Here is a 24436-nt window from a genome sequence, read left to right as displayed (position 1 = left end):
TCTGCCTGTCAGAACACCCGCGCCAGCGCCACGCTGACACCGGTCACCAGCAACCCCAGATAGGTGTAACCCAGCATCACGAAGATGCCGTCCCGCAGCGTCTGTCCTGCCGCAAGAAGCGACAACCCCACGGCGCTGAGCGTTGTCGAGAATGGCACAAGCGACAGCGGCGGCCAGGTCAAGGCGACGGCAATGATGACCAGGTAGGCCAGCAGCGAAATCGGCTGACGTGTCAATGCCGTCCAGCGCCCGCTGCGGTGCGCATCGATCCAGGCGGCGGGTCGTTCAAGGCTGTCCAGCGCCCGCACCAGCTTGGATGCGGAAATGCGGCGCCGCATGATGGTATCGGGCAGCCAGAGGTGATGCCGCCCCATCACCGCCTGACCCGCGATCAGCAGGATCACCACTGCCACCAGCGAGGGCAGAAAAGGGATGGCCGAAAGCGGCGAGACCATCAGCAGCCCCAGTACCAGCAGTGTCGCTGCGAAGGACCGTGTCCCGATCCGCGACAGGATGTCCCGCAGGCTCAGGGTTTCTTCGCCCTCCGAGGGTCTTATGCTTGCAAGCAATGTGGTCAGGGTCGGAGGGACCTCCTGTTCCGGCGACTTGACGATGCCCCGGACGCGCGCATCGAGTGTCACGCCGCCTCTCCTGCCAGAAGGGCGCGCAGCCCGTGACGGTAATCGGGATGAAGCAGCTTCACGCCCAGTTCGGTCTTGATCAGGTCATTCCTGACCCGCTTGCTTTCCGCGTAGAAGCTGCGCGCCATCGGGGTCAGATCGGCCTGATCGAAAGGCACTTCAGGGGGCAAGGGCAGTCCCAGAAGTTCGGCTGCATGACCGATCACATCCTGCGGCGGGGCGGGATCATCGTCACACAGGTTATAGATCGCACCGGGACGGGGCCGGTGGATCGATGCTTCAAGCACCTGCGCGATATCGTCGACATGGATGCGGCTGAAGACCTGGCCGGGCTTGATGATACGCCGCGCGGTGCCGTTGCGGACTTTTTCGAAAGGACCGCGACCCGGTCCGTAGATCCCGGCAAGGCGAAAGATGTGCAGGGGCAACCCGGGCATCGATTGCCAGGCCTGTTCAGCCTCGACCCGCATCCGCCCACGCCGGGTAGATGGAGTCAGAGGTGTATCCTCATCGACCCACCCCCCCTCATGATCGCCGTAGACGCCAGTGGTGGACAGATAGCCGACCCATTCCAGCCGAGGTGCGGCCCGCGCGATCTGATCACGCAAAAGGGCAAGAACCGGGTCGCCATCGGCCTCGGGTCCGGCGGAGCACAGGACATGGCTGGCTTTGGACAGCGCGCCGCGCAAATCGCCATCCGGCCAGAGAATCGGGGTGATGCCTTCAGCCTTGAGCGCCCGCGCCTTGTCCGGGTTGCGGGTGGTGCCCAGCACGGTCCAGCCTTGCGGCAGCAGCCGCCGCGCCAGCGCGCGGGCCGAGTAACCATGACCAAAGGACAAAAGTGTTTTTCCCATGCGCGTTAGATGTGTCTGGCCCGAACGGAAAGCAATAGGGAAGATGTGTTACAAAAAATGCTTTGAGATTCAATTTTTGTAACTTATAACATGTGAAGCGAACGGAGGAGTCTTCCATGTACTCACAAGGACTGATCGGGGCTGATGGCCGGACCGAGGAAACACCCGAATTTCTGGCCCGCTTCCAGAAGCGGATCGACGCCGAGGAAAAGATCGAACCCAAGGACGAGATGCCCGAGGGCTATCGCCGGACGCTGATCCGCCAGATCGGCCAGCACGCGCATTCCGAAATCGTCGGCATGCTGCCGGAAGGCAACTGGATCACCCGCGCGCCGAGCCTGCGCCGCAAGGCGGCCCTTCTGGCCAAGGTGCAGGATGAAGGCGGGCACGGCCTTTACCTGTATTCCGCCGCTGAGACGCTGGGCGTCAGCCGCGAGGAAATGACCGAGGAGCTTTTGTCCGGCAAGGCCAAGTATTCGTCGATCTTCAACTACCCCACGCTCAGCTGGGCCGATATGGGCACCATCGGCTGGCTGGTGGATGGTGCGGCAATCATGAACCAGATCCCGCTGTGCCGTTGTTCCTTTGGTCCTTATGCCCGCGCGATGATCCGTGTCTGCAAGGAAGAAAGCTTCCATCAGCGCCAGGGCTACGAGATCGTGATGACCCTGGCCCAGGGCACGCCGGAACAGAAGGCCATGGCACAGGACAGCCTGAACCGCTGGTGGTGGCCCTCACTGATGATGTTTGGCCCGCATGATGCGGACAGCCAACATTCCGACCAGTCGATGGCCTGGAAGATCAAGCGCTTCACGAATGACGAACTGCGCCAGAAGTTCATCGATGCCACTGTGCCGCAGGCCGAATACCTGGGCCTGACGATCCCTGACCCGGACCTGAAGTGGAACGAGGACAAGGGCGGCTATGATCATGGGACCATCGACTGGGACGAGTTCTGGCGTGTGGTCAAGGGTCATGGCCCGATGGCCAAGGACCGGATCAAGGCCCGCAGGAAGGCATGGGACGATGGAGCATGGGTGCGCGAGGCCGCGCTTGCCCATGCCGAGAAACGCCGCGCCCGCAAGATCGCGGCCGAGTAAGAAACAAGGGGGGCGCTGCCCCCCGTCCCTGCGGGACCCCCCCGGGATATTTCATGCAAGAAGAAGGAGCAGGCGATGACTGCTACAACACCGCTTTGGGAAGTCTTCATCCGTCCGCGCAATGGTCTGGCGCATAAACATGTCGGCAGCCTGCACGCCGCAGATGAGGTGATGGCCCTGCAATCGGCGCGCGATGTCTACACGCGGCGCGGCGAGGGGAATTCGATCTGGGTCGTGCCTTCGGCCGCGATCACGGCATCCGATCCCGATCAGACGGCCGAGAATTTCGAACCGACCGCCGACAAGATCTATCGTCACCCGACCTTCTACGACATCCCCGAAGATGTGGGGCATATGTGATGGCTGTCTGGGAAGCGCTGCTGGAACTGGCGGATGATCACCTGGTGCTGGGTCACCGGATCAGCGAATGGTGCGGTCACGCACCGATGCTGGAAGAAGACCTGGCCATGCCGAACATGGGGCTGGACCTGATCGGTACGGCACGCACGCTTTATGATCACGCGGGCAAGCTGGAAGGCAAGGGAAGGTCCGAGGACGATCTGGCCTATCTGCGTGACGAGCGGGAGTATCGCAACTGCCTGCTGGTGGAACGTCCGAACGAGGATTTCGCGCATACCATGCTGCGGCAGTTCTATTTTGCAGCGTTCATGCGTCCCTATTGGCTGGCGGCCCTGAACAGCGCGGATGAGACCGTGCGCGGTGTTGCGGGCAAGGCGGAAAAGGAAATGGCCTATCACATTCGCCATGCGGGTGAATGGGTCATCCGTCTGGGTGACGGGACCGAGGAAAGCGCCGCACGGATGCGCGATGCTGTCGAGGCGCTTCACATCTATGTGGATGAACTGTTCGACAGTTCCGACGCCGCGCGCATGGCGGAAGCAGCCGGTGTTCTGCCGGTGCGCGCCGATTTGCGCGACACATGGGAACGCACCGTATCCGAGGTTTTTGCCGAGGCGCTGCTGGAACAACCCAAGGCGGCCTATGCGCAGCGTGGCGGGCGCGAGGGTATCCATAACGAGGCGCTGGGCCATCTGCTGGCCGAGATGCAGGTTGTGCACCGCGCCCATCCGGGGGCCCGCTGGTGACTGTCTGCTGGCAGGGCAGCGCCGAGGCGGCCTGGGAGGCGGCAGCCGCCGTTCCCGACCCCGAAGTGCCCTGCGTGACGGTGGCGGATCTGGGCATCTTGCGCTGGGTCAGGGTCGAAAACGGCGTTGCCGTGGCCGGAGTCACACCGACCTATTCGGGCTGCCCGGCCGTGCTGGCGATCGAACTGGCGGTCGAGGCCGCCTTGCGCGATGCTGGTTTCGAGGCCCGGATAGAGCGGGTTCTCAGCCCGCCCTGGACCACCGACTGGATCACCGAGGCCGGGCGCGAGAAGCTGCGCGATTACGGCATCGCGCCACCGGTCAAATCCTCGGGATCAATCCGGTCCCTGTTCGGCGAGGTGACGGTCGCTTGCCCCAAATGCGGCAGCACCGATACCGAGAAGGTGAGCGAGTTCGGCTCGACGGCCTGCAAGGCGCATTACCGTTGCAGGTCCTGTGCCGAACCATTCGACTATTTCAAATGCATCTGACCACGGAAGGACACCGCCCATGTTCCACGATCTGACCATTCGCGAGGTTCACCGCGAAACACCGGACGCCGTGGCGATTTCCTTTGATGTGCCGCAGGCGGCGACCGAGGCGTTCCATTGGGTGCCGGGGCAATACCTGACCCTGCGGGCCAATGTGGACGGGCAGGATATCCGCCGCTCGTATTCCATCGCCAGCTTGCCGGGCAAGCCGCTGACCGTTGGTATCAAGCATGTCGAAGGCGGAGCATTCTCGGGCTTTGCGCAGGGGCTGAAGGCTGGTGATCACCTGCAGGTCATGGCACCGGAAGGACGTTTTGTTGCCAAGGGCGAAGCGCGGATGGTGCTTGTTGCCGCAGGATCTGGCGTGACGCCGATGGTCGCCATGGCCGCTGATGCACTTGCGCGCGGGGCCGAGGTGACGCTGATCTATGGCAACCGGAATACCGGTTCGATCATGTTCCGCGAGGCGCTGGACGGCCTCAAGGATCGATATGTCGACCGTTTCACGCTGATTCATATCCTCAGCCGTGAACCACAGGACGTGGCGCTTCTGAACGGCCGTATCACGGGCGAAAAGGTCGCGGCCCTCGCGCGCGCCGGCGCGGTCGACCTTGCGGGCGCGGATGGCGTGTTCCTGTGCGGTCCGGGTGACATGATCGACGACGTGGCGGCCATGCTGCAAGAGCAGGGCATCCCGCAGGAGCGTATCCATTTCGAGCGGTTCTTTCAGGCAGGTGATGTCCCGCGCGCACCCCGTTCGGCTGCTGCCGAAGCTGCGGCCGCCCATGGCGTGACGGTGGAGGTCGTGCTTGATGGAACGCGCCGGCAGTTCACCGTCGAGGCGGGTGATGACAATGTCGTTGACGCAGCCGAACGCCAGGGCCTGGAACTGCCCTATTCCTGCAAGGGCGGGATGTGCTGCACTTGCCGCTGCAAGGTGGCCGAAGGAAGCGCCGAGATGGCCGTGAACTACTCGCTGGAACCTTGGGAACTGGAAGCCGGGTTTACCCTGGCCTGCCAGGCGCGGCCGACCAGTGACAGGCTTGTGCTGGATTTCGACGCGGCCTGATCAGTCCGGCAGGGGGCGCGAGGCGACCCAGACATAGCCGTCGGGATCCATGATATAGGCCTCACGCAGCCCGTGGGGCTTGTCGGTGGGCGGTTGCAGGATCATGCCGCCTGCCGCATCGACCCGTGCGGCGGCCTGGTCGGGGTCCGATTGAAACAGGCGCAGTTCTGCGCCCGCCCCGCGCGGGCCGGATTCGGGCAGCAGCGACAGCAACGGGTTGGCATGATAGGTCACGTCGGCATGCAGTTGCAAAAGCTGTCCATGATAGCTGATGATCGCGAAATCTTGGCTGAGCCGATGTGCCTGCATGCCGAACACATCGACAAGAAAGCGGGCCTCTCGCGGGACGTCGCGGACCAGCAGGTTTAGCCCCAGACCGGACAGGCTGCGCCCGAAATCCGCTGCGGTCACGCTGTCGAAATCCATGGTCACCCCCCTGCATTTCCTGCGGCTTTGCCTGACGTCCCGTCGCAGCTTGATCCTTGTCCTGTGGGGTGTCAACGTGGGCCAGGGACTGCGGCACAGCGGTCTGTCATAACAGAGCGAGCCGTGATGCGTAGACAGGATGATTTGCCGCTGAATACACCGGATCAGCCAGAGCCACGGGCGTTTACCGATCCGAAGCTGGCCGTTGCGCATCTGATTGCCCTTTATGACGGCGCCACGGGGTTTCTGTGCGACCGTTTCGCCCAGACGATGCAGTCCGGCCATCCGGGTTGCCGGTACCGCGCCTTTTACCCCGAAATCCGGATCACCACGTCCAGCCATGCCAAGATCGACAGCCGCCTGAGCTTTGGCCATGTCGCGCGTCCCGGTGCACATGCGACCACCATCACCAGGCCGGATCTGTTCCGCAATTATCTTGAACAGCAGATCGGCCTGCTGCTGATGAACCATGATGTGCCGGTGCAGATCGGTCTGTCGGATACGCCGATCCCGGTGCATTTCGCCGTGGCCAATGACCCCGGCATGACCGTCCCGCAGGAAGGTGCGGCGGATTTCATCCTGCGTGATGTTTTCGATGTGCCCGACTTGAACACGATGAACGATGACATCGTGAACGGAACCTACAAGCTGCCGCCTGACGGAACCGAACCCCTGGCCGCCTTCACGGCACAGCGGGTGGATTACTCGCTGGCGCGGCTGGCCCATTACACGGCGACGCATCCGGTGCATTTCCAGAACCATGTGCTGTTCACCAACTACCAGTTCTACGTATCGGAGTTCGAAGCCTATGCCCGCAAGGTGCTGGCCGATCCCGAAAGCGGTTATGTGAGCTTTGTCAGTACCGGCAATGTCGAGATCACGGACCCCCAGACGCCCTTGTCCATCGTCGAGAAGGTGCCGCAAATGCCGGCCTACCATCTGAAGCGAAAAGACGGCTCGGGCGTGACGCTTGTGAATATCGGGGTCGGACCTTCGAACGCCAAGACGGCAACCGACCATATCGCTGTGCTGCGTCCGCATGCCTGGATCATGGTTGGTCATTGCGCGGGTCTCAGGAATTCGCAATCGCTGGGGGATTTCGTTCTCGCCCATGCCTATCTGCGCGAAGACAAGGTGCTGGACGATGATCTGCCCGTATGGGTGCCCATCCCTGCGCTGGCCGAGATCCAGATCGCGCTGCAGCAGGCGGTGGCCGAGGAAACGCAACTGCAGGACTACGATCTCAAGCGGGTCATGCGGACAGGGACCGTTGCGTCGGTGGATAATCGCAACTGGGAATTACGCGACCAGACCGGCCCGGTGCAACGCCTCAGCCAGAGTCGGGCCATCGCGCTGGACATGGAAAGTGCGACGATCGCGGCCAACGGCTTTCGCTTTCGCGTGCCCTACGGGACGCTTCTGTGTGTCTCGGACAAGCCGCTTCATGGCGAGCTGAAGCTGCCCGGCATGGCCTCGGATTTCTATCGGACACAGGTTTCACGGCATCTGATGATCGGCATTCGGGCCATGGAACGCTTGCGGGACATGCCGCTTGCGCGTATCCACAGCCGGAAATTGCGAAGTTTTGACGAAACGGCCTTCCTGTGAACCGGGCGAATTCGCGCTATCACGGGGAAAAAAGCGTATATTCGCACGTTTTGATCTTGTGTTGGCCCACTATTCGTTGTGTTTAGACACGAGATACAGTTAAATCTAACAAATGAGCCCCAACAGATCGGGCAGTTGAAGGAGACCAAGAAATGGCAAAACCGATGACCAAGACCCAGCTTGTTGCCGCTCTGGCCGATGAAATGGGCGCAGACAAGAAAACCGCAGGCAGCGCGCTGGATGCTGTCGTGGCGATCATCACCCGTGAAGTGGGTGCCGGCGGTGCAGTGACCCTGCCCGGTATCGGCAAGATCTACTGCCGCGAGCGTCCCTCGCGCATGGTGCGCAACCCCGCCACCGGCGAGCAGATGCAGAAGGACGCCGACAAGGTCGTCAAGATGACCATCGCCAAGGCCCTCAAGGACAGCGTGAACGGCTGATCTTGCATCCCTGACGAAATTCCGAAAGGGTCGCCCCTGTGGCGGCCCTTTTGCTTTGGGTGTCATCGCAACCCGGCAGACAGGCAGAAACAGACTTGAATATTCGCGCAATCGCCATGGGTTTGATGTTTGCCCTGATGTGGTCCTCGGCCTTCAGCTCGGCGCGGATCATCGTCGCTTATGCGCCGCCTCTGGCCTCTCTGTCGCTGCGGTTCTTTCTGTCAGGGCTCATCGGCGTCGGTATCGCGCTGGCGCTGGGCCAGACCTTCCGGCTGACCCGTGCGCAGTGGCGCGCGACGATCATCTTCGGCCTCTGCCAGAATGCGCTTTACCTGGGCTTGAACTTCGTTGCGATGCAGACGGTCGAGGCTTCTGTTGCGTCGATCATCGCATCCTCCATGCCGCTGATGGTGGCCTTTGCGGGATGGGCGATCTTTCGCGAAAAGCTGCCGCGTCTGGGCCTTGTCGGCCTTGTTCTGGGTTTTCTGGGTGTGGGTCTGATCATGGGCGCGCGGCTGGACGCCGGGGTCGACCTTTATGGTCTCATGCTTTGCATCCTCGGCGCCGCAGCGCTGACCGTGGCGACCCTGTCCGTGCGCGGGGCTTCATCGGGTGGCAATGTCATGATGATCGTCGGGCTGCAGATGTTCGTGGGTTCTGCGGTTCTTGCGGTCAGTTCCGCCATGTTCGAGACGATCGAAGTGACCATGAACTGGAAACTTGTCGTGGCCTTCCTTTATACCACGCTGGTTCCGGGACTTGCGGCCACCTGGGTCTGGTTCACGCTGGTCAACCAGATCGGTGCGGTCAAGGCGGCGACCTTTCATTTCCTCAACCCGTTCTTCGGTGTGGCCATCGCCGCCGTCCTTCTGGGTGAGGCGCTGGGACTCCTCGACATTGTCGGTGTGGTGATCATCGCCGCCGGCATCCTTGCCGTACAGCTTTCGCGTCAGAAACCGGCGGCTTGAAACAGGGCCCCACGGTCTCGTGATGGTGGTTGAAGGCAACGTGTGATGACAGGCGCGCAGCGACCCGTCTAGACCGTTGGCAGGAAACTTGACCCAGCCCGTTCACCCGAAGGATTCTCCATGAACCGCCGCGCTTTCCTGATCAGGTCAGAAGCGCCAGCAGCCCGCTGAGTGTAAAGAAAGCACCCCCCGTCGCACCCAGAAGCGCGATTGATGCGATACCCTCATGCCCGTAATCCTGGGCCAGAAGCGTATAGATTCCAAACATGGGCATGGCCGTCGAAAGGATCACGGCCACGGCCATGTCACCGGACAGCAAGGGCAGGCCGATCAGGGGCAAGGTCATCAGGACCAGCGCGGTCATGGCCGGGCTGATCAGCAATTTTCCGGCCACGATCTGTGCTGCCAGCGACCGTTGCCCGACAATCGGAAGGCCCACAAGCGATCCGCCTATCACGAACAGGGCAAGCGCGCTGGACGAGGCGGCCAGCACCTCCATCAAGCGCATGATCATCTGTGGGACAGGCAGCCCCGACAGCATCACCAGAAGGCCCAGTATCAGGCCGATCACCATGGGCCGACGCACGACCCCCAGGATGATGCCTCCCGCGATCCGCAGCAGCGATTTGCCCTGCCGGTCACGTGACGATTCCAGAAGCATCAGGCAAAGCGGGATTAACAGGAAGTTTTCAACCACCATGTTCAGTGCCAGCACCACACCCGCCAGATCGGGAAAGACCAGCAACATCACCGGATATCCCACGAAGCCCGAATTGGGGCATGTCGATCCCATGACGGCGATCGCGCGCCGGGCGGGGCCCGTACCCTGAAGGGTGAACCACAGGAACGTCACGCCAATCGTCAGCAATCCACCCAAGGCGAACACGGCAAGATACCCAAGGTTCAGCACCTCGCCCAGATCGCGCGTTGCGATGGCGTTGAACAGCAGTGCCGGCAAGGCGATGTTCAGAACATATTTGCCCAGCGTCTTCATGTCGGACTGCGTGAACAGGCCTGCGCGTACCGCCCCGTATCCAATCGCGATCAATGCGAAGATCGGAAAGGTGATGGTCAGGATCGCGCCCAAGGTCTACCCGATGTGCCCACGGGTCTCGCCGACAGCACCGCCGATCTGACCTCGGTGCAACAGGATGTGATCAAGGATGACGCAGGCCATCATCGCCTCGCCCACCGGAACGGCGCGGATGCCGACGCAGGGATCGTGCCGACCCTTGGTGATGATCTCAGCGGCCTGACCGCCCTTGGTGATGGTCTGCCGCGATTTCAGGATCGACGATGTCGGCTTGACCGCGAACCTGACGACAACGTCCTGCCCGGTTGAAATGCCGCCTAGGATGCCGCCGGCATGGTTCGACGAATAGACCGGCTTGCCGTCATTTCCCAGGAAGATCTCATCGGCGTTTTCTTCGCCGGTCAGCATCGCCGCGGCCATGCCTTCCCCGATTTCCACGCCTTTGACTGCGTTGATAGACATCATCGCCGCAGCCAGATCAGTGTCTAACTTGCCGTAAATCGGTGCGCCAAGCCCAGCTGGCACGCCTCGCGCAACCACCTCGATGATCGCCCCGACCGAGTTGCCCGACTTGCGCAGACCGTCAAGGTAATCTGCCCATGCGGCGGCGGCCACGGCATCCGGTGTCCAGAATGGGTTCTGGTCGATCTGGTCCCAATCGAAACGGTCGCGGTCGATCCCGTGCGGGCCGATCTGTGTCATGTAGCCGGTGATCTGGACCTCGGGGGCAAGTGTCGCCAGCGCCGCCCGGGCAAGGCCACCTGCAGCCACCCGTGCGGCTGTTTCGCGCGCCGAGGACCGCCCGCCGCCACGATAGTCCCGCACCCCGTATTTCTGCCAATAGGTGATGTCGGCATGTCCGGGGCGGAATTTCTCGGCGATGTCGCCATAGTCCTTGGACCGCTGGTCGGTATTCTCGATCATCAGCTGCACGGGCGTGCCTGTTGTCTGCCCGTCGAACACACCCGACAGGATGCGCACCTCGTCAGCCTCGCGCCGTTGGGTCGTATATTTGTTCTGCCCCGGTTTGCGCTTGTCCAGCCAGTGCTGGATCATGCCTTCGTCGATTGCGATCCCCGGCGGGCAGCCGTCAACGGTCGCCCCCAGCGCAGGCCCGTGGCTTTCGCCCCAGGTGGTCACGCGGAACAGATGGCCAAAGCTGTTCATGCTCATGTGCAGCACTCCTTTGCGGCTGGTCTAGCGGGGCGCTTGCCCTGTCTCAAGCGGTTTTGCCTTGATGGGGCTGTCCTGCGGCACTAGGGTCGCGCTGACCTCGGGGTGCATGGCCTGCCGCCACGCTGAGATGCCGCAAGGCGAACCCGTTGAACCTGAACCGGTTAGACCCGGCGGAGGGAAGGTATGGACGCCCTCCACACTGCCCCGAAGCCCGGATCGTTGGAGGATAGAATGAAGCCCCATCTCGTGATTGCCACCGTCCTGGCTGCAGGTCCCGCACTGGCCCAGACCCCGGAACTGACGGTTTATACCTATGACAGTTTCGTCTCTGACTGGGGACCCGGGCCTGCTGTGAAGGAAGCCTTCGAGGCGGAATGCGGCTGCATCCTGAACCTGGTCGCTGCGGGCGATGGCGCGGCTCTTCTGGGGCGTCTTCGTCTGGAAGGGGCGCGCAGCGAGGCCGATATCGTGCTGGGCCTCGATACCGGCCTGATCGCCGCGGCGCTGGAAACCGGCCTCTTCATGGCGCATACGATCGAAACCGATCTGGACCTGCCGGTGGAATGGACCGACCCGCTGTTCCTGCCCTATGACTGGGGTTACTTCGCCTTTGTCGGGAACCGTGGTGCGGCACAGCCCGCCGATTTCCGCGAACTGGCAGCCAGCGACCTGAAGATCGTGATCCAGGATCCACGGTCATCCACCCCCGGTCTTGGCCTGCTGATGTGGGTCAAATCCGCCTATGGCGACGAAGCCGCCGCTATCTGGGAGGGGCTGGCCGACAATATCGTGACTGTCACCCCCGGCTGGTCCGAGGCTTACGGCCTGTTCCTGGAAGGTGAGGCCGATCTGGTCCTGTCCTACACGACATCGCCCGCCTATCACCTGATTGCCGAGGAAGACGACAGCAAGGTGGCCCTTCCTTTCGCCGAAGGGCACTACATGCAGATCGAGGTTGCGGGCAAACTGGCGGCCACCGATCAGCCCGAACTGGCCGACCAGTTCCTGCGCTTCATGTTGGGCAACGCGTTCCAGTCGATCATTCCCACGACCAACTGGATGTATCCGGTCGTCATGCCGGAAGGCGGGTTGCCTGATGGATTTTCGACCCTGATCCAGCCTGAAAAGGCGATTTTGGCACCGATCGACCAAGCCGATGCGCTGCGCGATCTGGCGCTGGACGAATGGCTGCGCGTCCTGTCCCGCTAGGACGGCACCCGGCGGGCCCATGGGCCGGTTGGGCTGCGGCAACGCTGCTGGTGGCCTTTGTCGTGCTGCCCTTGCTGGCGGTGTTCTGGCGCGCAAGCGGGGCAAGCCTGCCTGGCCCGGCCGATTGGTCGGCCGTCCGTTTCACGGTTTTCCAGGCGGTTCTGTCTGCCATCTTCAGCGTGATCCTGGCCATCCCTGTGGCCCGGGCCCTGGCGCGTCGCCAGTTTCCGGGCCGATCCGTCCTGATCACGCTCATGGGCGCGCCCTTCATCCTGCCGGTCATTGTCGCGGTTCTGGGGCTTTTGGCGGTGTTCGGACGGTCCGGGATCGTCAATCAGGCACTGGCATGGATCGGCCTGCCGCCTGTGCAGATCTATGGGCTGCATGGGGTCGTTCTGGCGCATGTCTTTTTCAATCTGCCACTGGCCACCCGTATCCTGTTGCAGGGGTGGCAGGGGATTCCGGCCGAGAGATTCCGCCTTGCGGCAAGTCTTGGCTGCCAGCCGCGCGATGTGTTCCGTCTACTGGAATGGCCGATGCTGCGCGCCACATTGCCGGGTGCGCTGCTCTTGATCTTTGCAATCTGCCTGAGCAGCTTTGCCGTGGCGCTGACCCTTGGCGGCGGGCCGCGCGCGACGACGGTCGAACTGGCGATCTACCAGGCATTCCGGCTTGATTTCGATCTTGGCCGCGCTGCGGTTCTGTCCGTTTTGCAGATGGCGATCGTCATGCTGGCCGCAGGTCTGGCCTTGCGTCTGAGCCTTCTGGACGGATTTGGACGTGGCATGGATAGGGTGCCGCGCCGCTGGGAAGCCGAGCAGTGGCCGCTGCAGATGCTGGACTGCCTTGTTCTGCTGATTGCGGCGCTGTTTCTCTTGTTGCCCCTAGGGGCGGTTGTCTGGCGTGGTCTGTCAGGGCTGGACGCGGTACCGATACAGGTCTGGCGGGCGGCATGGGTATCGGTGGTCATGGCCTTGTCATCGACTGTTCTAACGGTGGCAATGGCCCTTGCGCTGGCTCATCTGGCGCTGCAAAGGCGCGGGGTCGAAGCGCTGGGGCTGCTTGGCATCGCGGCGTCCCCGCTGGTGATCGGCACCGGGCTGTTTCTTCTGATCAATCCGGTCAGCGATCCGGCACGCTGGGCCTTTGCGGTGACGGTGCTGGTCAATGCGATGGCGGCGCTGCCCTTTGCCCTGCGGGTCATGGCCCCCGTCTTGCGGGATATCGAGCGCGATTTCGGACCATTGGCCGACAGTCTTGGCATGACCGGTCTTGCGCGATTGCGGGGTCTGACCCTTCCCCGCATGCGCCGCCCGCTTGGGTTTTCAGCCGGGCTTGCGGCTGCGCTGTCGATGGGTGACCTTGGTGTGATCGCCCTTTTTGCCGATCCTGATCGCGCGACCTTGCCGCTTCAGATCCTGCGGCTCATGGGGGCCTACAAGATGGACGCGGCGGCAGGAGCAGGGCTGATTCTGCTGGTGTTCAGCCTGCTGCTGTTCTGGCTGTTTGATCGGGGAGGGCGGCAAGATGCTGACACTTGAAAGCCTGGTAATCCGTCAGGACACCTTTGTCCTGCGCGCCGATCTGTCGCTGCAGGCAGGGACGGTGGCGGCTGTCATCGGTCCCTCCGGTGCCGGCAAGTCAACTCTTCTCAATGTCATCGCGGGGTTCTTTGCACCGGTGCAGGGCCGCGTCCTGTGGCAAGGGCAGGACATCACCACCCTGCCACCGGCGAAACGCCCCATTTCCATGCTCTTTCAGGACAACAACCTTTTTCCGCACCTGACTGCGGCGCAAAATGTCGGATTGGGGATCCGGCCTGACCTGCGTCGGAGCCAAGGGGACGAACAGCGCGTATCCGATGCCCTGCGACGGGTGGGCCTTGACGGCTATGGTGCGCGCAAACCTGGTGCCTTGTCGGGGGGGCAGCAGGGGCGCGTGGCCTTGGCGCGGGTCTTGGTCCAGCGTCGCCCCCTGATCCTGCTGGATGAGCCGTTTGCGGCCCTTGGGCCGGCCCTCAAAGCCGAGATGCTGGACCTCGTCGCGGATCTTGCCCGCGAAACTGGTGCGACTCTTCTGATGGTCAGTCACGATCCCTTCGATGCAAGGCGGATCGCGCCATTGACGATCCTTGTGGCCGAAGGCACTGCCCTGCCGCCGCAGCCCACGGATGCCTTGCTGGACAACCCACCTCCATCCCTGGCGGCTTATCTGGGCGACTGAGGGGCACGGCAAAGAAAAACCCCGCACAAGGCGGGGTTTTCCACTTCGACTTGTCCGAAACGGATCAGGCGTTCTTTTCCTTGCGCTTCACTGGCATCCAGATCCGCTTGTTGGTCAGGTACAGCAGTACGGTGAGGACCGACAGGAACAGCACGGCGATAAAGCCGGTCTGCTTGCGGGCCATCATCTTGGGCTCTGCGGTCCACATCAGGAAGGCGGCGACATCTTCCGCGACCGCCTCCATCTCGTTGCTGTGGCCGTCTGCATATTCCATTTGATCCTCGTAGAGCGGCGGCGCCATGCCGATCCAGCCACCGGGGAAAGCCTTGTTCTCATACAGGGTTGTACCGGCCTCGACCTTTTCCTCGCCCGTGTAGCCCATCAGCAGCGAATGGATATACTCCGGTCCGCCCATCCCCTTGAACAGCTGGTTCAGACCGCTGCCATAGGGCCCGTGGAACCCTGCGCGCGCTTTCGCCATCAAGGACAGGTCCGGTGCGTTGGACAGGTTCGATTCCGGGAAATGGTCGGTTTCGGTGCGCGGGCGGAAATCGTCCAGCTCGGGATCGAAAATCTCGAACTGGGCCGCATAGGCACGCACTTGGTTTGCCGGCAGATTGGGTCCGCCTTCATCAGCCAGGGTGCGCAGCGGCACGAATTTCAACCCGTGGCATGCCGCACAGACTTCGGTATAGACCTGAAGTCCGCGCTGCAGCTGGTTCTGGTCGAAGGTACCGAACGGCCCTTCGAACGAGAAGTCCACATCCTCGACATGGCCAGCAGCCCCGGCTGCCATGGCCGCCCCACCCGAAAGGGTCAGGGCAGCAACTGCGGCAATCGCAATCTTTCTCATCATGATCCCTATTCCTTTCTTATTCGGCAGGGGTGCCGGACGTCGCACCGTAATGCGCGTTGAAGTCTTCCTCGATCGTCGCGGGCGCAGCCTGCGGCTTTTCGATGACACCCAGCAGCGGCAGGATCACCAGGAAGTAGGCGAACCAATAGGCCGAGGCGATCAGCGAGATCGTTGCATAAGGCTCCTCCGCGGGCATTGCGCCGACCCAGGTCAGCACCACGAAGTCAACGCACAGCAGGGCGAACCACCACTTGAACATCGGACGATAGCGGCCCGAACGGACGCGGCTGGTGTCCAGCCAGGGCGCCAGCGCCATGACCGCGATCGCACCGAACATCGCCAGAACACCGAAGAACTTGGCATCGATGATGCCGCCGGTGATCCAGTCCGCGAACATCACGACCCACACATCTGCGGTGAAGGCGCGCAGGATCGCGTAGAACGGCAGGAAGTACCATTCCGGGACGATATGCGCCGGCGTCGCAAGCGCGTTCGCCTCGATGTAGTTGTCGGGGTGACCCAGGTAGTTGGGCATGAAGCCGACGATCGCGAAGAAGATGACCATGATCAGGGCCAGCGCGAACAGGTCCTTCATCACGAAGTAGGGCCAGAACGGAAGCGTGTCCTTTGCGGCGTCTTCCTTGGACGTGCGGCGCACCTCGACCCCGGTGGGGTTGTTGTTGCCCGTCGTGTGGAAGGCCCAGATGTGTACGGCCACCAGCGCTGCGATCACGAAGGGCAGCAGGTAGTGCAGCGAGAAGAAGCGGTTCAGCGTTGCGTTGTCCACGGCCGGTCCGCCCAGCAGCCAGGTCTGGATCGGTTCGCCGATGAACGGGATCGCGCCGAACAGGCCGGTGATCACGGTTGCACCCCAGAACGACATCTGACCCCAGGGCAGAACGTAGCCCATGAAGGCGGTCGCCATCATCAGCAGGTAGATCAGCATGCCGATGATCCATGTGATCTCGCGCGGGGCCTTGTAGCTGCCGTAGTAGAGACCGCGGAAAATGTGCAGGTATACGGCCACAAAGAACAGCGATGCACCGTTCTGGTGCAGGTAGCGCAGCATGTGCCCGCCATTCACGTTCCGCATGATGTGTTCGACCGAGGCGAAGGCCAGATCGACATGCGGCGTGTAGTGCATCACCAGGATGATGCCGGTCACGATCTGCATCGCAAGACAGAAGGTCAGAACGATACCCCAGATCCACATCCAGTTCAGGTTCTTGGGTGTGGGGATCATGATCGTGTCATAGATCAAAGCCACGATGGGCAGGCGCGAATGCAGCCACTTCTCTCCACCGGACTTCGGTTCGTAATGGTCGTGAGGAATTCCAGCCATGTTGCTTTTCCTTTAACCCAGCTTGATCGTTGTTTCGTCTTCGAAGGCGGCAACGGGGATCCACAGGTTCTGTGGTGCCGGGCCGCGGCGGATTCGACCTGCGCTGTCATAATGCGAGCCGTGGCAGGGGCAGAACCAGCCGCCAAAATCGCCCGAACCGTCACCGATGGGCACGCAACCCAGGTGCGTACAGACGCCGATCATCACCAGCCATTCGCCGGCTTCGTCCAGCGTGCGGTTCTGGTCGGATGCGTCCAGGGACATGTCGTTGCGGTTCTGCGCGTTCTGATCGGGAAGCTGGCTCAGTTCGACGGCGCGCGCCTCCTCGATTTCGGCTTCCGTGCGGCGACGGATGAACACGGGCTTGCCCAGCCATTTCACGGTCAGCTGTGTTCCGGGCTCGACGCCCGACACATCGACACGAATCGATGAAAGGGCCTGAACGTCTGCCGAAGGGTTCATCTGGTTGACCAGCGGCCAGATGGCTGCACCTGCGGTTACGGCACCGGCGCCAGCGGTGGCGTAATAAAGGAAATCTCTGCGGGTGCCTTCGTGATCGTCTGCGTGTGACACGAGGTTTTCTCCATTCCAGGGCCGAACAGGCCGTATACAGGTTCTGGCCGCGCCGAGCGCAGCCTTTCCGACGCGGTATGTAGCGGGGCTACCCCGTCTCGTCCAGCGCACAATGGCCTCATGTGACAAACTGCGACTTTTGGTGCAACCTTGTGATATTGTGACGCCGGACGCGCGCCGCTATGGTAACAAACTTGCGGTTACAATATCGTAAGCATCCGGACACCGCCCGAGGCCTGAAAGATATCACCATGCTGAAAAAGATCGTTGCCGCCGCTGCTGCCCTTGTCCTGACGTCGCTGCCGCTGATGGCGGAGACCGAGATCAGTGTCTACGGGGGCTGGCAGACCGCCCCGCACAGCACCGTCAGCGGCGAGCGCGCCGATGGCTCTTCCTTCGACGAAAACATCGGATGGGATGGAAAGTCTTTCTCGATGCCGCCCTATTACGGCCTGCGCGCAATGTGGTGGCAACCGAACAACATCGGCTACGGGATCGAAGTGACCCATGCCAAGTTCTATGCCCCCGCCGACGAGATGCCGGCAGGGTTCTCCCGGCTGGAGTTCACGGACGGGCACAACATCGCCACGGCAAACGTGATGAAGCGCTGGCCCGGCCAGTGGGCCGACCGGTTCTCGCCTTACCTGGGCGCGGGTATCGGCATCGCCGTGCCCCATGTCGATGTGACCGAGAATGGAAACCGGACCTACGGATATCAATACACCGGACCGGCCCTGCGTCTGACGGCGGGCGCGTCCTATGAGCTGAACGCCCGTTGGGCGGCCTTCGGCGAATACCAGTTCACCATTTCGGACAACAAGGTGGACCTGGAAGGCGGAGGCACCTTGGACACCCGGCTGATCAGCAATGCGCTGAACCTTGGTCTGTCGTTCCGCTTCTGACCAAACGTTCCACCCGGAAGACATGACAAGGCCCCGCGCAATCAGCGCGGGGCCTTTTGCCTGGCCTGACACGCCATCTGTTGGCGCATGAAGGCTTAATCCGTCGGCGCGGTCGCCAGCATCGAGGGGCGCTGCGAGAAGGCGGCATACCAATCGTCAAGCGCGCCGCGATCCTTGCGCCACTGGCGCGCATCATGCCGGAAATCAAGATAGCCAAGCGCGCATCCCACGGCCAGCTGCCCCATGCACAGCGGCCCTTCCAGGTGGCTCATCCAGCGCTCGTTCAATGCATCGAGCGCGCGCGACACCTTGGACCACTGCGCCTCGATCCAGGGTTCGTAGACCTTGTCTTCCGGGCGGATGCGGCGCTCGTATGTCATCGAGACGGCTGCATCCATGATACCGTCGGCTGTTGCCTCAAGGGTCAGAACCTCCCAGATGCGTGCCTCGGGATATAGCTTGCCACCGGCGCGGGCATCGAGGAACCGGGTGATGACGCGGCTGTCATAGATCGCGGGGCCGTCCTCGCGCAGCAGGGCCGGGATCTTGCCCAGCGGATTGGCTGTCGCGACCTCGGCGGCGGTGGCCACGGGCGAAGTCTTGACGCCCATCACCGTGACATCGGCAAGCTGGCCGGTTTCATGCAGCACCGCATGCACCTTGCGCACAAAGGGCGAGGCGGGGGACGAGACGAGTTTCATGGTGATGGGTCCTTCCTGACTGTTCCGCGCGACACTAGGCCCAGTTCGGGGCGGCTGTAAACTGGCTGCCGGGCAAGGCGGGGGGCTGTCTGCCCCCCGGTCCCTGCGGGACTCCCCCCGAGGATACTTGCGGCAAGAAGAAACTGGTCAGACCCGGGCGAGCAGTTGCGTGCCGCGTACCCCGGTGATCGTCGCGGTGACGATCCGGCCTTCGGCCTGTGGGGTGTCGAATGCCACTTCGGTAAACTGCTCTGTCCGGCCCATATGCGGGTTTTCCATCAACACGTGATGGGTCAAGCCGATCTGCTGCTGCAGATGGGTCATGACCCGCGCATCGCCCGCCGCGCGCAGCCTGGCGGCGCGGTCCTTGATCGCCGCGCCCTTGACTTGCGGCATGCGCGCGGCCGGTGTGCCGGGGCGTGGCGAATAGGGAAAGACATGCAGCCAGGTCAGGCTGCAATCTTCGACCAGGCGCAGTGAGTTCTGGAAATGCTCTTCGGTTTCCGTGGGAAACCCTGCGATTATATCCGCGCCGAAGGTCATCTCGGGGCGCAGGGCAAGGGCTTGCCGGGTGAACCTGATCGCATCGTCGCGCAGGTGCCGCCGTTTCATCCGCTTGAGGATCAGGTCATCGCCATGCTGCAAGGACAGGTGCAGATGCGGCATCAGGCGCGTCTCCGTGGCGATGGCCTGCATCAGGTTCTCGTCGACCTCGATGGAATCGATGGAGCTGATGCGCAGCCGAGGCAGGTCGGGGACAAGGCGCAGGATCCGCATGACCAGATCACCCAGCTTGGGTGTTGCCGGCAGATCGGCGCCCCAGCTTGTCAGGTCGACCCCGGTCAGCACGACCTCGTTATAGCCCGAATCGACCAGACGCTTGATCTGGTCCACCACCACACCTGCAGGCACCGAGCGGGAATTGCCGCGCCCGTAAGGGATGATGCAGAAGGTGCAGCGATGATCGCACCCGTTCTGCACCTGCACATAGGCGCGCGAGCGGGTGCCGAAACCGTCGATCAGGTGACCAGCGGTTTCCGTCACGCTCATGATGTCATCGACCTGCACACGCTCGGTCTGTCCGATGAAATCGGGGGAAAGGCGCATCCATGTCTCGGGCTGCATCTTTTCGGTATTCCCGATGACCAGATCCACCTCCGGCATGGTCGAGAATGTCTCGGGCTCGGTCTGCGCGGCGCAGCCGGTGACGATCAGGCGCGCATCCGGGTTTTCGCGGCGCAGGCGTCGGATCTCCTGGCGTGCCTTGCGCACGGCTTCCGAGGTGACGGCGCATGTGTTCACGATCACCGCACCTGACAGGCCCGCCTGGGTCGCCAGATCCTTCATCGCCTCTGTCTCATAGGCGTTCAGGCGGCACCCGAAAGTGGCGAATTTCGGCGGCTGCAAGGTCATTGCGCACTGTCCAGGAAAGCCTGGGTCAGATGGCCGGAGGCGACATGCATGGTCGCACCGGTCATCCAGACGCCGTCCTCGCGCCATTCGACCACAAGGTCGCCGCCATCCAGCGAGATCGTGACGCGCCGCCCCGTCAGTCCGCGCCGCCCCGCAGCCACCGCCGTGGCGCAGGAGGACGAGCCCGAGGCCAGGGTGACCCCGACGCCACGTTCCCAGACCCGCATGCGCAGATGGTCGGGCCCCAGAACCGAGGCGAACTGCACGTTCGTCCGTTGCGGAAACAGAGGATGATGTTCCATCCGCGCGCCTTGCGCGGCAAGATCGACCGCTTCGGCGTCGGCGACGAAAAACGTGCAATGCGGGTTGCCCATGCCCGTGGCCGTCGGCGCACCGTCGATGGGCAGTTCCAGCGTGTCCATCGGACCGGCCAACGGAATCTCGGACCAGTCCAGTTGCGGCTGGCCCATGTTGACAGAGGTCAGGCCCTGTCCGGCATCCACGGCCTGCAGCACACCGCGGTCCGTGGTCAGGGTCAGCGCCGAGACCCCGGTTTCATCCATGAGAAAGCGCGCGATGCAGCGTGTCGCGTTGCCACAGGCGGCCGATGTCGATCCGTCGGCATTGTAGAAGGTCAGATGTGCGTCACCGGCCCCGGTGTCCGAGATCACGGCAAGCTGGTCGAAACCGATGCCGCGATGGCGGTCCGCGATGGCTGTGACCAGTGAATTCGACAGTCCATCCCCACCGCCGCCGGAATTGCCGAGACCATGACGGCGCGCATCGAGAACGACAAAGTCGTTGCCCAACCCGTGCATCTTCATGAAGGGCAAGCCCGTTGTCATGTCCGCTTTCATGGCGCGCATATACTCTGGCCCGCAGCGTTATTCCAGTATGCTGGAAAGAAAGGTCGATTTTCGGGGTTGACCCTCTGCCCGGGTCTTTCTAGAAGCGCGCCTTAGTGGGCCGTTAGCTCAGTTGGTAGAGCAACTGACTTTTAATCAGTGGGTCGCAGGTTCGAATCCTGCACGGCTCACCACTGATCCTCGAATGTAGCTGTTGGGCTGGATCTGCGGGCGACTGTCCGGCATCGCCTGTCACCGCCCGGCTGAACAGGGCATTCTGCCTGACGAGGCGCGAACACATCCCGATGGACGGTCAAAGCGCGGCATGGTTGCGACGTTTTCAGATGCCCTGCGCATTTTTCGCACCTGTGCCAAGCTCGATGATCTCGGCTGTGATGTCTTCCTGTCGCACCTGGCGCAGCAAGGCCTGAAAGGTTTCAAGCTCGCGCGCGATCTGGCTGCCTGCTGCAGACATGGCGTCCATTCGCGCTTCGTTTTCGGCGGCAAAGGCATGAAGCGCCGCCTTGCAGATCAGCGCATGCAGATATTCCCGGCCAAGCGAATCGATCAGCCCGTCAATCGGGACCTGCATCAGCGGGCGTTCCCCGGTTGCCTTGGGAAAATGCGACATGTCGACGGGAAACAGGGATTGGCGCTTGATGGTCTGACGCCCTCTGTCCGATCCGGTAAACACCACATCAAGCCGGTCGATCCGTTCCGTGCCGACCATTGCAAAAATGGCTGTCGTGATCCTGTCGGCAAGCTTGGGAATGCCGGGGCTGTGCGAGGGCATGGCCGTGGTCCAGGCAGGCACAATCCCGCGCGCCGCAGCGATGGAAAGGCCGCGTGTTCCGATCAGGAACATCCTGTCGGGATCAAGCTCCGGTCCGATGCTGTCGATCACACGCTCGGAAAAAGCCCCGGCAAATCCCTGTTCGGCGCAAAAGACCAACAGGCCAGGCTTGCCGGACCCGGACATGGACCTGGCCTGCACCATCGAGATGTCAGGCCCCAACGCATGCGCCATCGCCGATGAAATCGTGGCGGCATAACCGTCGACTGCCTGGACTTGCATGCGTGCAATCCGCGCGCGGCCGGCCGCGATACCCTTCATGGCATTCACGACTGTCCCAAGCTGGCGGACCGCCGTGATCCGCGCGCTGATTTCTGCCAATCGCGCGGTCATGTCACCGGACCTGACGGGTCGCTGTCGCCCGGCGTTTCGCTGGCCAGAGAACCGGCAAGTCGGTTGATCACCGCGACAAGCGCTTCGCGTCCTGCTGTCTCAAGCGTTCCGGTTCGCGCAATATCTGCAAGGATATCTGCCGCCTCGCTGTCCAGCGCTGCGGCAAGCCGCGCCTGAAATGCGGTCACAGCTTCGGGGGGCAGCGCATCCAGTGCGCCGGTTTGCACGGCCAGCAGCAATGCGACCTCATCCGCCAGGCGGAAAGGGTGATGCGGGGGCTGGCGCAGAATCCTGCGGATCCGTTCGCCCCGTGTCAGTTGTTGGCGTACGCGGTCTTCGGGTATTCCGCCGAAGCGGCTGAACACTTCGAGTTCGAGGAATTGCGCATAGTCCAGACGCAGCGATCCTGCGGCCTCGCGCAGCATCCGTGTCTGTGTCTTGCCACCGACGCGGCTGACGCTCAGCCCCACATCCACGGCGGGTTTCTGACCCTGATGAAACAATGGCGCATCCAGCACGATCTGCCCGTCGGTGATCGATATCAGGTTGGTCGTGATGAAGGCCGAGAGGTTGCCGGCAACGGTTTCGGCAATGGGCAAGGCCGTCAGTGACCCACCGCCGCGGGCCTTTGACAGTTTCGCCGCGCGTTCCAGAAGGCGGGCGTGGATGTAGAACACATCGCCCGGATAGGCCTCGCGCCCCGGTGACTGGTGGGTCAGCAGGGCGATTTCACGATGGGTCGCCGCATGTTTCGAAAGATCGTCGATCACGACCAGAGCATGTTGACCCCGGTCCCGGAAGTATTCGGCCATGGTCATGCCCGCGTAGGGGGCGATCCATTGCAGGCCCGGCGCAGAGGCCGCACTGGCCACAAGGACGATACAGCGATCGAACGCGCCCTCTGCCTGCAAGGCATCGATGGCCCGCCGCACGCTGGATGTCTTTTGCCCGACAGCCACATAGATGCAGATCATGTCGCTGTTGCGCTGGGCGATCAGCGTGTCGATGGCCAGGGTTGTCTTGCCGGTCGAATGGTCGCCCACGATCAACTCTCTCTGGCCCCGTCCAAGCGGAAAAAGGGTGTCCACCACGACGATCCCGGTTTGCACAGGTTCGGTCACAAGATCACGTTCTATGACGGAAGGGGCGGGGCGTTCGATGGGCCAGCGCGTCTCGGACAGCACCGTGCCCTTGCGATCAAGCGGGCGACCCAGCGGATCGACGATCCGGCCCAGCAGGGCGTTGCCGACCGGAACGCTGACAACCTCGCCTGTGCCGAAAACCATGTCACCGGCCTCGACCCTGCTCGCCGCGTCCAGAAGCACACAGCCCACCAGATCCGGGTTCAGCACCCGCGCAAACCCGAACTGCCCACCCTCAAAGCGCAGAACCTCATCGAGCCGCACATCCCGCAGCCCCGAGATCATCGCGACCCCGTCGGCGATCTCTTCAACGCGGCCCCTGTGCTCTGCCCTGGGGCCAAGCGTCGTGCGCGCCAGAACGCCGCGAGCGCCGGTCAGCCAGTCCTTTGTGTCAGGCCGCATCCTTGAGGTCCCTCAGTATGGCGTCGAGATCCGCCGCCCAGCTGCTCTGCAGCACGAAATGCCGTGTTCGCAGTTCGAAACCGGCGATCAGTGCGGGGTCCGTGTGGAAATTCAACTGCGGCTGACCATCAAGTGCCGCCGCGACGGCTGTTTCGATCCGCATCCGTGTGGCGCTGTCCAGTTCTGACGCACTGATCAGATCGACACCGCCCGTCGCCCCCGCAAGCGCCGCCTTGTCCTTTGCCGGCAGCGTATCGAGAGCGTCGATCAGCTGATCCAAAAACGGCTCCTTGGCCTTTCCGGCATCAAGCCGCGCCAGCAGCTTGCGGGCAATGTCCACGGCAAGCTGGGCCGATTGCGCCGCCGCGACCATGCGGTTGGCCTCGTTGATGTGCACGCTTTCAAGCTGCGCCGCTTTCAGCAGGGCTTCGGCCTTGCTGGCGGCCTCCTGCAAGGCGGCCTTGGTCGCACCCTCGGCCTGAAGGGCGGCCGCGCTCAGCAGCGTGTTGCGTTCCGCTGCCATGCCTTCGCGCGCGGCCAGGACCTCGGCCAGCATGTCATCGGCTTTGGCTTGCGTGGCCTTTGCATCTTTCAGCATGCCCTCGACCGTGTCCTGCCGCCTTGTGATGGCTGCTGCCACCGGCCGCCAGAAAATCCGTGACAGCAGCCAGACAAGGATCAGGACGTTGACCGCCTGCAATCCAAGGGTCCACCAGTCGATCGTCATGTG

At 62.6% G+C, this 24436-nt stretch carries 26 protein-coding genes, 1 tRNA gene and 1 riboswitch; of the genes, 13 read left to right on the top strand and 14 right to left on the bottom strand.

Annotated elements, in window-relative coordinates; all coding sequences use genetic code 11:
* Window positions 1–8 precede the first annotated feature (8 nt).
* The gene (locus ACMUJL_RS11580; RefSeq protein ID WP_375568141.1) at window positions 9–641 is read right to left on the bottom strand and encodes an exopolysaccharide biosynthesis protein; all 633 of its coding nucleotides are present in this window, start codon (window positions 639–641) and stop codon (window positions 9–11) included.
* Window positions 638–1495, bottom strand: coding sequence for an SDR family oxidoreductase (locus tag ACMUJL_RS11575; RefSeq protein WP_068288242.1), 858 nt, complete (start codon window positions 1493–1495; stop codon window positions 638–640). Before ACMUJL_RS11575 ends, ACMUJL_RS11580 begins: the two co-directional genes overlap by 4 nt.
* Before the next feature lie 116 nt (window positions 1496–1611).
* Between ACMUJL_RS11575 and paaA the strand changes: the two genes are divergently transcribed.
* The 5 genes from paaA (at window position 1612) to ACMUJL_RS11550 (ending at window position 5261) form a co-directional block, all read left to right on the top strand.
* Entirely contained in the window at window positions 1612–2595 is a 984-nt protein-coding gene (paaA, locus tag ACMUJL_RS11570) for a 1,2-phenylacetyl-CoA epoxidase subunit PaaA (protein WP_375568143.1), read from the top strand.
* A 75-nt stretch (window positions 2596–2670) separates the two neighbouring features.
* On the top strand, window positions 2671–2955 hold the full coding sequence (gene paaB, locus ACMUJL_RS11565) for a 1,2-phenylacetyl-CoA epoxidase subunit PaaB (RefSeq protein ID WP_375568145.1): 285 nt from the start codon (window positions 2671–2673) through the stop codon (window positions 2953–2955).
* A complete protein-coding gene (gene paaC / locus ACMUJL_RS11560; RefSeq protein WP_375568147.1) occupies window positions 2955–3701 on the top strand; it encodes a 1,2-phenylacetyl-CoA epoxidase subunit PaaC in 747 nt (248 codons plus the stop codon). The genes paaB and paaC overlap by 1 nt, the downstream gene beginning before the upstream one ends.
* The gene (gene paaD / locus ACMUJL_RS11555; protein ID WP_375573930.1) at window positions 3695–4192 is read left to right on the top strand and encodes a 1,2-phenylacetyl-CoA epoxidase subunit PaaD; all 498 of its coding nucleotides are present in this window, start codon (window positions 3695–3697) and stop codon (window positions 4190–4192) included. The genes paaC and paaD overlap by 7 nt, the downstream gene beginning before the upstream one ends.
* Before the next feature lie 19 nt (window positions 4193–4211).
* Window positions 4212–5261, top strand: coding sequence for a 2Fe-2S iron-sulfur cluster-binding protein (locus ACMUJL_RS11550; RefSeq protein WP_068288230.1), 1050 nt, complete (start codon window positions 4212–4214; stop codon window positions 5259–5261).
* Here the strand turns inward: ACMUJL_RS11550 and ACMUJL_RS11545 are convergent, their stop codons facing one another.
* Window positions 5262–5687 carry a VOC family protein gene (locus ACMUJL_RS11545; protein ID WP_375568149.1) on the bottom strand — a complete coding sequence of 142 codons (426 nt, stop codon included), beginning with the start codon at window positions 5685–5687 and terminating at the stop codon, window positions 5262–5264. It lies immediately after the preceding gene.
* A gap of 126 nt (window positions 5688–5813) precedes the next feature.
* Here ACMUJL_RS11545 and ACMUJL_RS11540 point away from each other — a divergent pair, with 126 nt between their 5' ends.
* The 3 genes from ACMUJL_RS11540 (at window position 5814) to ACMUJL_RS11530 (ending at window position 8703) form a co-directional block, all read left to right on the top strand.
* Window positions 5814–7295 (top strand): AMP nucleosidase, encoded by a 1482-nt coding sequence (locus tag ACMUJL_RS11540; RefSeq protein WP_416914264.1) that lies wholly within the window; start codon window positions 5814–5816, stop codon window positions 7293–7295.
* A 152-nt stretch (window positions 7296–7447) separates the two neighbouring features.
* Complete coding sequence (locus tag ACMUJL_RS11535) at window positions 7448–7735, top strand: HU family DNA-binding protein (RefSeq protein WP_068288221.1); 288 nt, start codon at window positions 7448–7450, stop codon at window positions 7733–7735.
* Between the two features lie 95 nt (window positions 7736–7830).
* On the top strand, window positions 7831–8703 hold the full coding sequence (locus tag ACMUJL_RS11530; protein ID WP_375568152.1) for a DMT family transporter: 873 nt from the start codon (window positions 7831–7833) through the stop codon (window positions 8701–8703).
* Window positions 8704–8845: 142 nt separating this feature from the next.
* On the opposite strand, the gene ACMUJL_RS11525 is transcribed toward ACMUJL_RS11530, so the two are convergent.
* Window positions 8846–9790, bottom strand: a complete 945-nt coding sequence (locus tag ACMUJL_RS11525; RefSeq protein WP_068288218.1) for an AEC family transporter — start codon at window positions 9788–9790, stop codon at window positions 8846–8848.
* Between the two features lie 3 nt (window positions 9791–9793).
* Complete coding sequence (gene aroC, locus ACMUJL_RS11520; protein ID WP_375568154.1) at window positions 9794–10909, bottom strand: chorismate synthase; 1116 nt, start codon at window positions 10907–10909, stop codon at window positions 9794–9796.
* A gap of 91 nt (window positions 10910–11000) precedes the next feature.
* Window positions 11001–11108: riboswitch (TPP riboswitch) on the top strand.
* Between the two features lie 35 nt (window positions 11109–11143).
* Here aroC and thiB point away from each other — a divergent pair.
* From thiB to ACMUJL_RS11505, 3 genes are read left to right on the top strand one after another with little or no spacing between them, the layout of a single operon-like run.
* Window positions 11144–12121, top strand: coding sequence for a thiamine ABC transporter substrate binding subunit (thiB, locus tag ACMUJL_RS11515; protein ID WP_068288212.1), 978 nt, complete (start codon window positions 11144–11146; stop codon window positions 12119–12121).
* A complete protein-coding gene (locus tag ACMUJL_RS11510; protein ID WP_068288210.1) occupies window positions 12097–13662 on the top strand; it encodes a thiamine/thiamine pyrophosphate ABC transporter permease ThiP in 1566 nt (521 codons plus the stop codon). Before thiB ends, ACMUJL_RS11510 begins: the two co-directional genes overlap by 25 nt.
* Window positions 13649–14344, top strand: coding sequence for an ATP-binding cassette domain-containing protein (locus ACMUJL_RS11505; protein WP_068288208.1), 696 nt, complete (start codon window positions 13649–13651; stop codon window positions 14342–14344). Before ACMUJL_RS11510 ends, ACMUJL_RS11505 begins: the two co-directional genes overlap by 14 nt.
* 64 nt (window positions 14345–14408) lie before the next feature.
* Here the strand turns inward: ACMUJL_RS11505 and ACMUJL_RS11500 are convergent, their stop codons facing one another.
* From ACMUJL_RS11500 to petA, 3 genes are read right to left on the bottom strand one after another with little or no spacing between them, the layout of a single operon-like run.
* Window positions 14409–15200, bottom strand: a complete 792-nt coding sequence (locus ACMUJL_RS11500) for a cytochrome c1 (protein ID WP_416914263.1) — start codon at window positions 15198–15200, stop codon at window positions 14409–14411.
* 16 nt (window positions 15201–15216) lie between these two features.
* On the bottom strand, window positions 15217–16542 hold the full coding sequence (gene petB, locus ACMUJL_RS11495; RefSeq protein ID WP_068288204.1) for a cytochrome b: 1326 nt from the start codon (window positions 16540–16542) through the stop codon (window positions 15217–15219).
* A gap of 12 nt (window positions 16543–16554) precedes the next feature.
* Window positions 16555–17115 carry a ubiquinol-cytochrome c reductase iron-sulfur subunit gene (petA, locus tag ACMUJL_RS11490; protein ID WP_068288202.1) on the bottom strand — a complete coding sequence of 187 codons (561 nt, stop codon included), beginning with the start codon at window positions 17113–17115 and terminating at the stop codon, window positions 16555–16557.
* A gap of 251 nt (window positions 17116–17366) precedes the next feature.
* Between petA and ACMUJL_RS11485 the strand changes: the two genes are divergently transcribed.
* Window positions 17367–18017, top strand: coding sequence for an outer membrane protein (locus ACMUJL_RS11485; protein ID WP_068288200.1), 651 nt, complete (start codon window positions 17367–17369; stop codon window positions 18015–18017).
* A gap of 95 nt (window positions 18018–18112) precedes the next feature.
* On the opposite strand, the gene ACMUJL_RS11480 is transcribed toward ACMUJL_RS11485, so the two are convergent.
* From ACMUJL_RS11480 to dapF, 3 genes are all read right to left on the bottom strand, one after another.
* A complete protein-coding gene (locus ACMUJL_RS11480) occupies window positions 18113–18718 on the bottom strand; it encodes a glutathione S-transferase family protein (protein WP_068288197.1) in 606 nt (201 codons plus the stop codon).
* A 147-nt stretch (window positions 18719–18865) separates the two neighbouring features.
* Window positions 18866–20131, bottom strand: coding sequence for a tRNA (N(6)-L-threonylcarbamoyladenosine(37)-C(2))-methylthiotransferase MtaB (mtaB, locus tag ACMUJL_RS11475; protein WP_416914262.1), 1266 nt, complete (start codon window positions 20129–20131; stop codon window positions 18866–18868).
* A complete protein-coding gene (gene dapF / locus ACMUJL_RS11470; protein ID WP_068288191.1) occupies window positions 20128–20997 on the bottom strand; it encodes a diaminopimelate epimerase in 870 nt (289 codons plus the stop codon). The genes mtaB and dapF overlap by 4 nt, the downstream gene beginning before the upstream one ends.
* 97 nt (window positions 20998–21094) lie before the next feature.
* On the opposite strand from dapF, the gene ACMUJL_RS11465 reads away from it, so the two are divergent.
* A tRNA-Lys gene (locus tag ACMUJL_RS11465) sits at window positions 21095–21170 on the top strand.
* Between the two features lie 146 nt (window positions 21171–21316).
* On the opposite strand, the gene ACMUJL_RS11460 is transcribed toward ACMUJL_RS11465, so the two are convergent.
* From ACMUJL_RS11460 to ACMUJL_RS11450, 3 genes are read right to left on the bottom strand one after another with little or no spacing between them, the layout of a single operon-like run.
* The gene (locus ACMUJL_RS11460) at window positions 21317–22162 is read right to left on the bottom strand and encodes a F0F1 ATP synthase subunit gamma (protein ID WP_068288188.1); all 846 of its coding nucleotides are present in this window, start codon (window positions 22160–22162) and stop codon (window positions 21317–21319) included.
* Complete coding sequence (locus tag ACMUJL_RS11455; protein WP_375568163.1) at window positions 22159–23706, bottom strand: F0F1 ATP synthase subunit alpha; 1548 nt, start codon at window positions 23704–23706, stop codon at window positions 22159–22161. The genes ACMUJL_RS11460 and ACMUJL_RS11455 overlap by 4 nt, the downstream gene beginning before the upstream one ends.
* Window positions 23696–24433: a F0F1 ATP synthase subunit delta gene (locus tag ACMUJL_RS11450; RefSeq protein WP_375568165.1), complete on the bottom strand. Its 738-nt coding sequence runs from the start codon at window positions 24431–24433 to the stop codon at window positions 23696–23698. Before ACMUJL_RS11450 ends, ACMUJL_RS11455 begins: the two co-directional genes overlap by 11 nt.
* Window positions 24434–24436: the final 3 nt, after the last annotated feature.

Origin of the sequence: Seohaeicola sp., from assembly GCF_048006315.1 — a bacterium.
GTDB lineage: Bacteria > Pseudomonadota > Alphaproteobacteria > Rhodobacterales > Rhodobacteraceae > Seohaeicola.
The sequence above is the reverse complement of the archived record's forward strand: the minus strand, read 5'-3'. Positions and strand labels throughout refer to the sequence as shown.